Annotated in this window: 13 protein-coding genes and 1 tRNA gene; 3 read left to right on the forward strand and 11 right to left on the reverse strand. The window is 59.5% G+C overall.

Annotation, left to right across the window (positions count from 1 at the left end):
• Nucleotides 1-762 carry a molybdate ABC transporter substrate-binding protein gene (modA, locus tag HKN06_11215; protein NNF61882.1) on the reverse strand — a complete coding sequence of 254 codons (762 nt, stop codon included), beginning with the start codon at nucleotides 760-762 and terminating at the stop codon, nucleotides 1-3.
• 24 nt (nucleotides 763-786) lie between these two features.
• Here modA and HKN06_11220 point away from each other — a divergent pair, with 24 nt between their 5' ends.
• Genes HKN06_11220 through HKN06_11230 form a run of 3 tightly spaced genes read left to right on the forward strand, consistent with a single transcriptional unit; the run spans nucleotide 787 to nucleotide 3,628 of the window.
• Nucleotides 787-1,959 carry a hypothetical protein gene (locus tag HKN06_11220; GenBank protein NNF61883.1) on the forward strand — a complete coding sequence of 391 codons (1,173 nt, stop codon included), beginning with the start codon at nucleotides 787-789 and terminating at the stop codon, nucleotides 1,957-1,959.
• The gene (locus HKN06_11225) at nucleotides 1,956-2,804 is read left to right on the forward strand and encodes a uridine kinase (protein NNF61884.1); all 849 of its coding nucleotides are present in this window, start codon (nucleotides 1,956-1,958) and stop codon (nucleotides 2,802-2,804) included. Before HKN06_11220 ends, HKN06_11225 begins: the two co-directional genes overlap by 4 nt.
• Nucleotides 2,801-3,628, forward strand: a complete 828-nt coding sequence (locus HKN06_11230; protein ID NNF61885.1) for a uridine kinase — start codon at nucleotides 2,801-2,803, stop codon at nucleotides 3,626-3,628. Before HKN06_11225 ends, HKN06_11230 begins: the two co-directional genes overlap by 4 nt.
• Here the strand turns inward: HKN06_11230 and HKN06_11235 are convergent, their stop codons facing one another.
• The 10 genes from HKN06_11235 to ihfA all read right to left on the reverse strand — a co-directional run bounded on the left by HKN06_11235 (nucleotide 3,629) and on the right by ihfA (nucleotide 12,713).
• Nucleotides 3,629-4,561 (reverse strand): rhomboid family intramembrane serine protease, encoded by a 933-nt coding sequence (locus tag HKN06_11235; GenBank protein NNF61886.1) that lies wholly within the window; start codon nucleotides 4,559-4,561, stop codon nucleotides 3,629-3,631.
• A 62-nt stretch (nucleotides 4,562-4,623) separates the two neighbouring features.
• On the reverse strand, nucleotides 4,624-5,136 hold the full coding sequence (locus tag HKN06_11240) for a hypothetical protein (protein ID NNF61887.1): 513 nt from the start codon (nucleotides 5,134-5,136) through the stop codon (nucleotides 4,624-4,626).
• A gap of 216 nt (nucleotides 5,137-5,352) precedes the next feature.
• Nucleotides 5,353-6,006, reverse strand: coding sequence for an outer membrane beta-barrel protein (locus HKN06_11245; protein NNF61888.1), 654 nt, complete (start codon nucleotides 6,004-6,006; stop codon nucleotides 5,353-5,355).
• Complete coding sequence (locus HKN06_11250; GenBank protein ID NNF61889.1) at nucleotides 6,003-9,119, reverse strand: hypothetical protein; 3,117 nt, start codon at nucleotides 9,117-9,119, stop codon at nucleotides 6,003-6,005. Before HKN06_11250 ends, HKN06_11245 begins: the two co-directional genes overlap by 4 nt.
• 36 nt (nucleotides 9,120-9,155) lie before the next feature.
• Nucleotides 9,156-9,650, reverse strand: a complete 495-nt coding sequence (locus tag HKN06_11255; GenBank protein NNF61890.1) for a hypothetical protein — start codon at nucleotides 9,648-9,650, stop codon at nucleotides 9,156-9,158.
• Entirely contained in the window at nucleotides 9,647-10,150 is a 504-nt protein-coding gene (locus HKN06_11260) for a hypothetical protein (protein ID NNF61891.1), read from the reverse strand. Before HKN06_11260 ends, HKN06_11255 begins: the two co-directional genes overlap by 4 nt.
• Before the next feature lie 91 nt (nucleotides 10,151-10,241).
• Complete coding sequence (locus tag HKN06_11265) at nucleotides 10,242-11,609, reverse strand: sodium-dependent transporter (GenBank protein NNF61892.1); 1,368 nt, start codon at nucleotides 11,607-11,609, stop codon at nucleotides 10,242-10,244.
• 329 nt (nucleotides 11,610-11,938) lie between these two features.
• Nucleotides 11,939-12,015: transfer RNA gene (locus tag HKN06_11270), tRNA-Pro, on the reverse strand.
• A 61-nt stretch (nucleotides 12,016-12,076) separates the two neighbouring features.
• On the reverse strand, nucleotides 12,077-12,433 hold the full coding sequence (locus HKN06_11275) for a MerR family transcriptional regulator (protein ID NNF61893.1): 357 nt from the start codon (nucleotides 12,431-12,433) through the stop codon (nucleotides 12,077-12,079).
• Nucleotides 12,411-12,713 carry an integration host factor subunit alpha gene (gene ihfA, locus HKN06_11280; GenBank protein ID NNF61894.1) on the reverse strand — a complete coding sequence of 101 codons (303 nt, stop codon included), beginning with the start codon at nucleotides 12,711-12,713 and terminating at the stop codon, nucleotides 12,411-12,413. Before ihfA ends, HKN06_11275 begins: the two co-directional genes overlap by 23 nt.
• Nucleotide 12,714 lies beyond the last annotated feature (1 nt).

A 12,714-nucleotide genomic window follows, 5' to 3' on the forward strand; every position in this document is an offset into this window, starting at 1 on the left:
TCACCTGGGCAGCTGGTAACCGCGCTGTCGGATGATCTCCAGCGCAGCATCGGTACGCAGGCTGGCGAGAAACGCCCGCGCTGCCTTATTAGTCTCAGCCCGTTGTAACAAAAGACCCTGCTGCAGAATCGGCGCATGTCCGGCAGGCGGCACCGCGTAGCTGCAGGTTCCCTCAGGGATCCGTTCGTCGACAAGCTGCGCGGCCGCTATCAGACCGAGATCGGCGTTGCGGGTCGCTGTGAAATGAAATGCCTGGCCGATGTTTTCGCCGGTAACGATCTTCTTCCGCAGCTTTTCCCACAGGCCGAGGCTCCGCAGCCACTGCCTTGCCGCCGCCCCGTAGGGAGCGGTAAGCGGATTGGCGATAGCCAGGTGGCGAAAATCGAGGTCCTTCAGCACCGCCAGGCAGTCCTTCCCGGCATACCTGCTGTTCCTTGACCACAGCACCAGCGTGCCCTCGGCATAACTGATGCGGGTTCCCGGCACGGCCAGCCCCTCATGCTCGATGCGCTCGGGCCGCTCTGCGTCGGCGGACAGAAACACATCAAATGGTGCACCATTGATGATCTGCGCATACAGCTTGCCGGAGGAACCTGCGCTGACCCGGATACTGTGGCCCGTCTTCTGGTTGAATTCCTTTGCCAGCAGGTTAGCGGTTTCGCTGAAATTACTGGCAACGGCCACGGATGCGAGTTCTGCGTACGAGAGCTGGGCCCAGCCCAGCAGCACGGCCCAGAAAACCGCATTTGTTAGTATTCGCATTTACCGTATACGGGCGACGCGCCGATGGTGACGCTGAAAATAATATATCTCATCGCGCTCGCGGTCGCATTGTTCATCCCCCGTGACCCGCTGGTGCTTGCGCTGCTGCTGGGCGCGCACGTGCTGCTGTGGTTGATGTCCGGATTGTCGGTGTCGGGACTGTGGCGTGCGGTGCGCCGGCTGCGCTGGTTCATTCTGGTTATTTTCGTTTCCTACGCGTTCATCAGCACCGCGGAGCCCGACTGGTACCGCTTCACAATTGGTCCGTGGCAGCCGGCAATCAACCTGGCCGGTCTGCAGCTGGCCGCACTCATGTCTATCCGCGTGCTGATCATGGTGATCACCAGTGCCTGGGTACGTGAGACCTCGCCCAAAGGGGCTTTTGTCGTGGCAATGCGCCATATAGGCATTCCACAAACGGTTGCTGTCGGTGTTGATGCCACGCTGGACATGGTCAGTAGCGGTGGTGGCCGCGGCGATGGCAGTGGTGGCGGCAAGCGGCGAAAAAAGACCGCGTCATTGTCTTTCGCCAGTATCCGGTCCGGGGACCTGTCCTCTTTTACCCGGCTGCTGGACCAGAAGTTTGCCGCAGCCCGGCAGCGTATAGGGGCGTCGTACCCGGAACTCCCGGAACGACGTATCCACGATATTACGGTGGTGCTTACCGTTGGCCTCGTCGTGATGGGATTGAAGGTGCTGCAGGTCATGCCCGGTCTGCCGGTTGCACCCGGGCACAAGAATTTGCTCATCGTGCCGCTGCTGCTGTTCGCGGCACGGGCCACCCACATGCCGCTTGGCGCGACCGCGGCTGGCCTGACGACCGGCATCGTGTCCTTCCTGCTCGGCTACGGCAAGTTCGGCGTGCTGGAGATCAGCCATTTCGTGGTGCCGGGGCTGCTGGCCGACCTGTTGATGCCACTGGCCCGGGCGCGCAGCCGGCCGGGACAACTGGTACAGTACGCCGCCATCGGCGCCGTGCTGGGGCTGGGTCGCTTTGCAGCGAACTTCCTGGTCATCGTGCTTGCCGGCGCGCCATGGACGGCATTCGTGATTTACCTGCCGATGCTGTTTTCGCAGATCGGCTTTGGTGCCCTGAGCTGCCTGGTCAGCCCGCTGGTTGTCGACCGCGGACTACCGGATGCAGCCCCGGGCGACAAACATATTGAAAACCGTCATTCCGGGGAGAGTACCGAGTGAGTGATTTATTGAGCGGCGATGGCCGCACCCACGTGCGCAGCGGATTGATGCGCGAGAGCCTGGTCAGCAGCAAGCTGATCGCAGAAACCGATGCAAAAAAAGTGCGGCGCATGGTGCCTGATGTCTGCATGGTCGCCATAGGCGGGCGCAGCATCATGGATCGCGGGCGCGAGGCAATTTTGCCGCTGGTTGACGAAATTGCCGGCCTGAAGGAACGGCACAAGATTGTCATGGGTGTCGGTGGCGGCGCCCGCGCGCGGCACACCTACGCGATCGGACTGGACCTTGGCCTGCCGCTTGGCGGGCTGGCACGCATCGTCGGCGGCGTCGAAGAAAACAACCGCGACATCCTGCAGTTTTTGCTGGCACCGCACGGCGGCATTACGTTTATCAAGGATCACTTCCAGGACCTGCAGTTGTTCCTGGCCAACGGCATGATCCCGATCTGTATCGGGCAGCCGCCCTATCATTTCTGGGAGCCACCGTCGAAAGAACCCGGCCGGCTCCCGGACAACGGCCCCGACGTAGGCCTGTTCCTGCAGGCCGAAGTAATTGGTGCCGAGCGAATGGTTTACGTCAAGGACGTAGACGGTGTATTCACCAACGATCCGCATAAAGACGACAGCGCGACGCTGATTGAAAAAATCGGCGCTGCCGAACTGCTGGAACGCAAGCTGCCTGACATGCCGGTAGAACGCGAGCTGCTGCGGACACTGGAAAACGCCCGTTCGCTGACCTCTGTTCAGGTAATCAATGGCCTCGTGCCAGGAAACATTGGCCGGGCGCTCGATGGCGAACCCGTCGGGACCATAATTTATTCAAGCCGTGACGGTGACCGCTCATGAACAAGCGTGAAGGCAAGATCTGGATTGACGGCATGCAGAACGTGCTGGCCGGTGAAACACTGGCGGCAACCGATATCCGCGAGCGGCTCGGTGACAGGCACAGCGTCGACGTACTACCTGATGTATGGGTGCTGAAAATCGGCGGCCAGAGCATCATGGACCGCGGCGGTGAGGCCGTTCATCCGATTCTGGAAGAACTGCGCACCGCACAGAAAAACGGCACCAAGTTTGTCATTGGCGCCGGTGGCGGCACGCGTGCACGGCACGTCTACGCACTGGGGCTGGACCTGGAAATGCCCACCGGGATGCTGGCCCGACTCGGCAGCTCGGTGCCGGTGCAAAACGCCCGTATGCTGCAGATGCTGATGGCAAAAGACGGTGGCATCATGATGTACCCGGATGACTTCGAAAAACTGCCATTTTTCCTCAATGCCGGCTGTATCCCGATCATGTCGGGTATGCCACCAAACGAGTTCTGGGAAAAATCTGCATCAGTCGGGCTGCTGCCCACCAACCGCACCGACGCCGGCGTCTACCTGATGGCGGAATTCCTTGGCGCAAAGGGTGTGCTGTTTATCAAGGATGAAGATGGTCTTTATACGGACGATCCCAAAAAGAACCCGGACGCAAAACTGATACCCGAAGCCAATGCGGCCGAACTGCTGGCCAGCGGCCAGGATGACCTGATCGTCGAACGGGTGGTGCTGGAATACATGACACGCGCCGAGAAGGTTAAGGAAATCCGGATCATCAACGGGCTGAAACCCGGTCAGGTAACCGCGGCGCTGAATGGTGAACAGGTCGGCAGCGTGATCCGCGCCTGATCAGGCAAAGGCCAGCATCCAGGCAAGCAGGCACACGCCCGGCGTTACCAGGCCCGCAATGAGCTGGCGGCGATCGTCATGCAGCCAGTCCTGCGGCAGCTGCGCGGCGATAATGCCGCCACCCATGCCGGCGGCAAACCCGGTCAGGTGCGCCACGATGTCGGTGCGCTCATCGCCGGTGCCCAGGTACGCCAGCAGCACCGCCCCGCTGATGAGCGGTGCAATTCGATAGGCCGCATGGAACCGCGAATCGCGGCGATGCATCCAGGTATAAGCCGTCAGCACTCCCAGTGCGGCAAACACCGCGGTCGAGGCACCGACGGCGCGATGTATCGGGTGCTGCAGAAGGACATTGACGATGTTACCCAGCGCACCACCAGCAAGGATCAGGCCCCAGCCAAAGCCCTGCCCGATCAGCTGACCCAGGAACATGCCAAAGATGGCGCCGATCACCGCATTACCGGCCAGGTGTGCAGCATCGGCGTGCAGCATCAATGCGGTGACTGCCCGAAACCACTCGCCGGCACGCATCAGCCGGCCGTCCACCCGTCCCTCGACATACCAGTCGAAGCCAAACGCCGGCGCATTAGACATCCAGTGCAGCACCAGCAGGAGCGTCATGTAGCACATCGCGCCAACAACACCGCCAGACACTCGTGGAAGCTGTTTCAGTACCGGCGGCCAGCCACGGTTTTCCTTTTCGTACAGTGCCAGCTGCCGGCGTGCTTCATCGGCAAGCGATGAATCCACAGCAAGCGCGTAAAAGCCATCCAGCTGAATAATTTCGTAAGGCAGGTTCAGTGCATGCAGTACCAGGGCATGCTCGTGGCAAACCGGGTATGAGCCGGTCTCGTAGACAACCGTGAGGTTCCTGGTCACATCAGCCACACGTTCCGATTCATGGGTGCTGGCGAACGCAGTTGTTCGAAACAATCAGTGTCGCAGGTATCGCGGCAAAAACCACGCACCGGCTGAACCGCCAATATGGAAGGGAATCACTTGTCTTTTCGACCAGCCTTGTCGCGCTTGTCGGTCCGCCGGGATCGGGACGGTCGTGCTGAGCCGTCATCCTGCGATGCAGGAACCAGCACAATTCGCCCGATGTTCTTCATACCCTTGCCACGCTCTACCTGACCGGATGCGCTACCCAGCTTGAAACCACGATAGTTCGTCGCGATAAAATATAGCTCGTTTTTTCCGGATTCGAGTTCGGCGCGTTCAAAGCGCTTGTGCCGAGGCCGGCATGATTCAAACTCTATCGCTACGATATCGGGCCGCAGATGCAGCAGCGATCGCAGCGGCAGCGCACCAAATCCCCTGATCCCGGGCAGTTGCACGAGCCCGTCCATTTCGCGAATCTCACTGCTGGTCTTGTGCCATATCAGCTCTTCGCCGTAGAACAGAGCCACGGTGCCATCGCATGCCAGCCGGTTATCCGCGTCTTCCTTCGACTCCGCCAGCACGCCGTGCGACACAGCCATCAACAGCAGCACAACCAGCAGGCGCATTACGAGCCACCTCTCTGCTGCCGCCATGAGTGGTCTGCCGTGCTGAGACAACAATGGCCACCGCTCTTCCGGGCACCCCGCGATGGCGCGGCCGAAAAACCGGGCTTGAACCTGATAATCAACATCGGCGGATCATACATCGATTGTGCCCGGCAGAGAAAACACCCAATAAAAAATCCCTCCCCCGCAAGCGAGGGAGGGATTGTCTTTACTGCATCACTGGTTTTTCGGGATCCGGTATTCTACCCCGGCCGACCAGAAACCAGCCCGGTCGTCCATGTTGAACACCTCGTAACCCACCGAGCCACGCCAGTTGTCGTTGAAATCCATGCCCAACGAAACGCCGTAGTACGGTGAGGCATCCGACTCATCGCGGCCGGAGGCACCGGTCGCATCGCGATCGGAATCTGCATCGATCATTCCCAGCCTCAGCGCCACACTGAGCTTCTGCGCTAATGGCCCAGTTGCGCCCATATCGGCAAAACCAAAGCGTGCAACGCCGGCCAGTGTCAGCCCGGCGGGCATCACTGGCAATGCATTGGCCACATCAGTGGCAAACTGCGCCGTTTCTGATGGCGATATATCCGCGGCGACATTAGTCGACACGTCGCCCAGGTCCGCATAGCCAAACTCGATAGCAAGAATGTCCGTGAACGTCAGGCCGACGTAAAAGCGCCAGCCGGTGTCATCACCATCGACGCTGACACTATCGACATCGTAGCTACTGAGCCTGGCCGCAACATCGGAACCCCTTGCCTCAGAGTCGGATTGGCCAATGGCGAGCCCGGTATAGAACTCGACGTCGGCGCTGACATGCCCTGACGCCAGGAGCATGGGTAAAAAAGCCAACAGAATTTTACGCAGCCTCATGATTGCACCTCCCGGCGCGCACGGGCCCAGAACAGCCCGACACCGAGCAATAACAGCCATGGTGTGGTGGCGCCGTTGCCGCCGCCGTCACCGCTGATATTCACCCGCACTGCCGACGCGGCCACGTTGATGCTGAAACTCTGCATCTGCGACTTTGCAACGCCACTGTTGTCAGTGATCATAATGACAACCTGACTGCTTCCGATATCACCGGCAGTGGGTGTTCCGCTCAGCGTTGCGGTGCCGTCACCGTTGTCCACCAGCGTCAGCCAGGATGGCAGCGTTGGTGCTGAAATCGTCAGGGTGTCGCCATTGGCATCCGTTGCCTGGACCGTGTAACTGTAAGCACTGTCTTCGGTCGCTGCCGTAACCGGGCTGCTGGTCACGCTCGGCGCAGTGTTGGTGTCAGCAGCAGGGCCTCCCAGCAGAACAATCTGGCCATTAACGATGCCATCGGCATCGCCGGCACCACCATCAACCAGGGTAAGGACTGCCTCCGGATCGGTGCCTGCCGTGAAGTCGAACAGCTGCCAGCCATTGACTGCATCCCACAGGAAGTAGACTGCGCTGGCATCAAGCGCAGTGGGCAGCTCGACAGAGACTGTAACCGTGGCGCCTGGCGCGCTGTCGATCACCAGCCTGAACAGCCCATCGGCAAAATCGACGTTCCGCGGAGCAGTCGCCTGCGCGCCAGTGGGCAAATCAGCCACAAGCGCCACATCGATCGCAGCGGCAGTGCCGATATCGTTCTCGAATGTTGCCGTTCCGGTTCCCGTCGCGGTCATAACGCTGGTCAGACCCAGCGAGCGCCCTACTATGGTGTCAAAGCCGTCGATAAACTCCGACCAGAAAACCTGGCCGCCGGCGATGGCGGTATAGCGATTACCGGTACCGCCGGTGGCAACATCAGTCAGTGTCGACACAGGCTCGACGACATTGCCGGAGGTGTCCAGGACCATGCGCTTCAGCTCGTCGAAGCGACCGCGATCACGAAAACCGTCGCGGCAGGTTGCGCCATCGTTCCAGGTTATTTCCAGGTTGCCATCGTCATTCAGCCCGGACCACGTGTACCAGCTGTGCCGGCTGTCGTCGACGCTGACTGCTGTTTCGCCAACCACCCGGATCACACCGGGATCGGCTGCGTCACCGCTCTGGTCATCGAGCGACGGATCGAGTGCCAACCGATAAACTTCACCATCCTGACAGTTGCCGTTGTTGCTGCCGCCCTCGGGGACCGCACTGCCATACACAACATGCAGGATGCCGCTGGCATCGAAGTTACCCGTGGGGTGCTTGGATCGGAACCCGTCGTTGATCGCAATCAGCGTCTCGTCGATCAGCTTCGCACCCGTCGCGCCATCGATCATCATGTAGTGCACTTCCTCGTCGGTGCCGCCACGAATCGGTGCGGTGACGGGGTCGCGGGTGTAAACGATATGCACGTTCCCGTCGCTGTCGATCGAGAGATCCGGGTTAGCGTGACAGTCATTGAAGGATGCCACCAGGGTCGTCTCGGCGATCAACTCGTTACCATCGCCATCAAACTTGGAGTAATTCAGCGGAGCGCCACAGGGGTTGTGACCGGCAAAATGCAGGTTGCCGTCGGCATCAATGGCGATTCCCGAATGACCGCCCGCGCTGGCCAACACTGTTGTCTCGGCCACGGCCATCAGCGTCAAAGGATCAGCAGCATCACCATTCTGGTCGTCCGTCTCAGGGTCCAAACGAGCCAGCTTGGAAATATTGCCGTCCTGTACCCACAGAACAAATGCCCGGTTGGAGGCGTCAGTTACGATGCGCGGTCTGACATCACTACTCACATTCTCGGTAAGCCGGGTCGGACCAATTAGTGCCTCACCCGTCGGACCTAACAAACTGTAATAGATTTCGAAGTCGCCCTCGTCGAAGCTAGCCCCCGGATCCTGCATCCAGACCACGTGGGTATTACCCAGGGAATCCACCGCAGCACGTGGCAGCCAGGCATCTTCGCCCATGCTGATTTGCGCCAGGGTTGCAGAAACATCGCCAGGATCCAGCGGGTCACCGCCGGTGTTGATTTCGCCGCCGTCACCGAGGCCATCGCCGTCCGTGTCGGAATTGTTCGGATCAGTGCCATGGGTATTGACCTCGTCGCCATCGCTCAGACCGTCGTCGTCAGTATCGGTGTCAGTCGGGTCAGACGAGTTGTCGAACTCGGCCAGGTTGGTCAGGCCATCACCGTCCAGGTCGGTTGCCGCATCAGATGGATCATTGAGGTCGAGACCAAAATTGGTCTCGAAATAATCCGGCATGCCGTCGCTGTCCGTATCCGGGAATGACCAGTTCTGAATCTGCTGGATCTCAGCATCACTTATCCCGGCAAACTGCTCAATAAAATCGACAAGGTTGAACAGGTCTTCTGTAGTTGCCTGGGCGGCGGCATCGTCAACTTCAGCAGTGTAAAACGCCATGAAGATGTACGTCTCACCAGCGGGAACCGTAACGGCAGACCAGCCCAGTTCCAGCGACGTATCGCCGCCGCGGTTCGTTGCCGGTGCGCCCTCAAAAGTGAGCTGGTCCACAGCAGTGCCACCGGCATTGCCCCACACCATGCCGTGGCGGGCGTGCTCCGGGTTCGTCTGCCAGGTTGCCCACAGGTCGTCCAGGGCTACGATGTCATCACCACTTGAACTCGCGACGGAAGTTAGCGAGTTAGTGCTGTCAAAAAACTGGTTATCAAGAAGAATGTTTACGGCGACATCTGCGCCGGTGGTGTTCTCCAGGATTGTCAGACTGCGCACCCAGTTGGCTTCAACCGGAACGTAGGTACGCCGGGTTACCGTCAGCGCCGTTGTCAGATTGGCATCAACGCCCGACAGCGCCTCGCGGCCATTCAATCCGACTGATGAACTGTCGCCATTGAAATTTATTCCGTCGACGCGCAAGAAAAAGACGTCGTTGCATCCATCCTGGACTCCCGGCGGTTCGCAGTCGGTTATGTTTCCTTCGCTGGGATCGACCTCGTAAAGGACGCCATCGCCATTTGTAAAATTGATGTGATCGGCCAACACCGGTCCGGCGATTAGCAGCGCAAGCCCGCCAGTCAGTGCTCTACTTAGCCATCGAATGCTCATCTGTTTTCTCCCTTTCTTGCCAACACGTATTCCGGCTCACGATGCCGGCTGAACTGATTTCGAACGCTTGCCAGAGCGCAGCGTGCCTTCATCCTGTGATGCAGGAACAAGCACGATGCGCCCGATATTCTTCATTCCCCGGCCTCTCTGGCCGCCGGCGATATTGCGTAACTTGAATCCACGATAATTGGTTGCAACCAGATAAAGGCCACTACTACGCTGAGATTCCAGTTCGGCTCTCTCGAAGCGGCGTTGCCGCGGCTTGCACGATTCGAGCACGACGGCCACGATATCCGGCTGCAGCGCCAGCAGCGAGCGCAGCTGCAAACCGCTTTTGCCCTTGTGTTCCTTGAGTTTGACCAGCCCTTCCAGTTGCCGGATTTCGCCGGACCCCTTGGTCCAGAGCAATTCATCGCCGTAATACAGCTTTACCATTCCGTCGCAGGGCAATCGTCCCGGACGTCGTTGTGGCGGTTCTGCCAGCAGTTGCAGCGGAATAAGCAGGCAAAGCAGCAATATGAACCTTGTCATGACCCGCCCCTGTGACGCTGACGCTCTCGGTCGAGGCGACGTTCATCCGGCGTCATAAAGCGCCGTCTGCCACGTTTGCCCTCATCGTAATCGAGCTCTGGCTGACCGTTATTTACTGCCGGGGTTGGAGTCGGGGCCGGCGAGTCGACGCGGGATGAGCGCACCGGGTGATAGACAATCGGATCGCCAGTGGCCAGAAACCGCACCTTGCTGATGCGCCGACCTCCGTCGCAGTCGGGGTCGGCCACCGTGCTGACGATAATATTGTCCTCGCGGGTAAGAGACTCGATGAGCTCGACGGGCAACTGCTCGATATCTGCACTGATCGGCCTGTCTGCCCCCTTGAAGTGAAGTTCAAACCCCAATTCTTCGGCGAGACCCTTAAATACTGCAGAAAGGTGGACGTCATCGGCTACCAGGCGGACAACTCCGCCGCAGCCATTTGCCGTTATCGAGAGGTAGTCGGGCGCGCCGGCCCCTGTTGCAGGTGCCAGCGTCATCACAGCCAGCCAAAAGCCAGTGATGATCCGCATCCGGGAAGCATAGCAGCTTCCGGGCTGTTTGCCCGAAATTATCCTGCTAACCATACAGTCAGCCGGTCAGTGAAAAAACAAGCAGGACAGCGATAACCAGTGGAGCAACGTAACGGGTGAGAAAGCGCCAGGTCTGGAACAGCAACCCGTCACTCATTGAAAGGCTCTGTCGCGTGGTCTCAGCAGTTAGTTTCCAGCCGGCGAATATTGCGTAGAGCATACCGCCCAGTGGCAGGCAGATATTGGACACAAAGTAGTCAAACAGTTCGAACAGGTTGCGGCCAGCCACCGGACGAAAGTCCTGCCAGACGTTGAATGAAAAAATTGTCGACAGCCCGAACAGGGTGATTGCCCCGCCGACCAGCAAAGTTGCCTTCGGGCGATTGATGTGACCGATCTCTTCGGCCCGCGCGACCATTGGTTCCAGTATCGCTATGCAGGATGTCAGTGCCGCCACGAAGACCAGCAGGAAAAACACGGTGCCCAGTACGGCCCCGCCACTCATCTGCGCAAATGCCGCCGACAGCGTGACAAATATCAGGCCGGCGCCCTCGCCCGGGTCCAGCCCGTAAGCAAATACGATAGGAAAGATCGCCAGCCCCGCCAGCAGTGCCACCAGCGTGTCGGCACCGGCCGCAATCGTGGCCGATCGGGCCAGCGGGACCTCCTTCGGCAGGTACGCCGCATAGGTCAGCATCACGCCCGTGCCGACGGTCACTGAGAAAAACGCCTGGCCGACCGCTTCCAGCATCACACGCGGCGTCAGCTGACTGAAATCCGGTTCGAACAGGTATTTCAACGCCGCGGCAACATCGCCAACACGCAGTGCATAGATCACCAGGCCGACCAGCACCGTGAAAAAGAGCGGCATCAGGACGCTGGTCACGCGTTCGATGCCGCTGCTTACGCCGCGTGACACGATAAACATCGTGAGCACCATAGTGACAACGTGCCAGCCAAGCAGCTGCGCCGGTTTGCCGAGATGCCCGGTAAATGCAGCCTCGACCTGCGAGATTTCGAGCCCGCTGAGCATGCCGCTACCCAACTTGATAACGTAAGCCAGGGTCCACCCTGCAATGACACTGTAGAAGGACAGCACCAGGAACAGCGTCAGCATGTTCAGCCAGCCGAGCCCGACCCAGGCAGAAGAGCTGCCTGATTCCCGCGCCAGTTTGCGCAATGAGTTCGGCGCACTCATGCCACCAGCCCGGCCGACGGACATTTCCGCCAACAGCAGCGGCAAGGCGATCAGCAGCAGAGCTGCCAGGTAGGCAAGTACAAACGCGCTGCCGCCGTTATTCCCCACCGCATAGGGAAAACGCCAGATATTACCCAGGCCAATGGCGCCACCCACGGTGGCCATAATGAAGCCAAAACCGGAGCTCCAGCTCCGTTCGGCAGAAAGATTGCTGCTTGAAGTAGTCATGGGTGCGGCAGTTTACTAAAAGCCGCCCTCTCCGGTTTGCGCGGTGCAAAAACACTGCTGTATCGCGACCTTAATTTGCGCGTCAGAATACGCGCAGGGGCTTGGCCGTTGGCCTCGCAGGCGTTGCGGTCGCTTCGCGCGACCTTCTTAATTTGCGCGTCAGAATACGCGCAAATTCGGTCGGGGCGAGAGGGCGAGCGGCGGAAGAAGCGAGGTCCCAATGGACCTCGCGCGCCGCGAGCGGGCGGCGCTCTGCGCCGCACCGGCAATCCCGAGCCCCGACACAGAAAAAAGCCGCTGCAACGGAGTTGCAGCGGCGGATAAACAATTGGTCGGGGCGAGAGGATTTGAACCTCCGACCTCCTGCGCCCCATGCAGGTGCGCTACCAGGCTGCGCTACGCCCCGACGGGAACCGTCCACCCATTCGCCGCACGCGACAATTCAGCAAACGACCCCTGGAAAAAGTTTATCGACGGAGAATCTTGAGGATCTCTTCGAGCTCCGACCTTACCTGGCGGATGATCTGCTGGCTCTGGTTGAGGTCTTCGCGGGCCTCTTCCCCCGTCAGCCGCTGTCGTGCGCCACCGATCGTAAAGCCCTCGTCGTAGAGCAGGCTGCGGATCTGGCGGATGATCAGTACATCCTGTCGCTGGTAATAGCGCCGGTTTCCACGCCGCTTGACCGGTTTGAGCTGCGGGAACTCCTGCTCCCAGTAGCGCAGCACGTGGGGCTTTACCCCGCAGAGCTCGCTAACTTCCCCGATGGTGAAATACCGCTTGCCGGGGATTGGTGGTAGTTCGCTATTGTTCCCGGGTTCCAGCATATGCCTCTACTCGCGCTTTAAGTTTTTGACCAGGACGGAAGGTGACGACACGGCGGGCCGTAATGGGTATCTCCTCGCCGGTTTTCGGGTTCCTCCCGGGTCGTTCGTTTTTATCGCGCAAATCAAAGTTGCCGAACCCAGACAGCTTGATCTGCTCGCCGCTCGCCAGGGCGACGCGCAAATCTTCAAAGAAACAGTTCACCAGTTCTCTGGCCTCGCGCTTGTTCAACCCAAGTTCGTTGAACAACGATTCGGCCATGTCTGCTTTAGTCAGCGCCATC

The sequence above is a fragment of the Gammaproteobacteria bacterium genome (genome assembly GCA_013003425.1).
Lineage (GTDB): Bacteria > Pseudomonadota > Gammaproteobacteria > Steroidobacterales > JABDKV01 > JABDJB01.

Excerpts from the sequence above, each read along its gene's own strand:
- HKN06_11260 (NNF61891.1), bottom strand. The coding sequence starts at position 10,150 with ATGACGCTGGCACCTGCAACAGGGGCCGGCGCGCCCGACTACCTCTCG.
- HKN06_11275 (NNF61893.1), bottom strand. The coding sequence starts at position 12,433 with ATGCTGGAACCCGGGAACAATAGCGAACTACCACCAATCCCCGGCAAG.
- HKN06_11240 (NNF61887.1), bottom strand. The coding sequence starts at position 5,136 with ATGCGCCTGCTGGTTGTGCTGCTGTTGATGGCTGTGTCGCACGGCGTG.
- HKN06_11245 (NNF61888.1), bottom strand. The coding sequence starts at position 6,006 with ATGAGGCTGCGTAAAATTCTGTTGGCTTTTTTACCCATGCTCCTGGCG.
- HKN06_11220 (NNF61883.1), top strand. The coding sequence starts at position 787 with ATGGTGACGCTGAAAATAATATATCTCATCGCGCTCGCGGTCGCATTG.
- HKN06_11250 (NNF61889.1), bottom strand. The coding sequence starts at position 9,119 with ATGAGCATTCGATGGCTAAGTAGAGCACTGACTGGCGGGCTTGCGCTG.
- modA (NNF61882.1), bottom strand. The coding sequence starts at position 762 with ATGCGAATACTAACAAATGCGGTTTTCTGGGCCGTGCTGCTGGGCTGG.
- HKN06_11255 (NNF61890.1), bottom strand. The coding sequence starts at position 9,650 with ATGACAAGGTTCATATTGCTGCTTTGCCTGCTTATTCCGCTGCAACTG.
- ihfA (NNF61894.1), bottom strand. The coding sequence starts at position 12,713 with ATGGCGCTGACTAAAGCAGACATGGCCGAATCGTTGTTCAACGAACTT.
- HKN06_11265 (NNF61892.1), bottom strand. The coding sequence starts at position 11,609 with ATGACTACTTCAAGCAGCAATCTTTCTGCCGAACGGAGCTGGAGCTCC.
- HKN06_11230 (NNF61885.1), top strand. The coding sequence starts at position 2,801 with ATGAACAAGCGTGAAGGCAAGATCTGGATTGACGGCATGCAGAACGTG.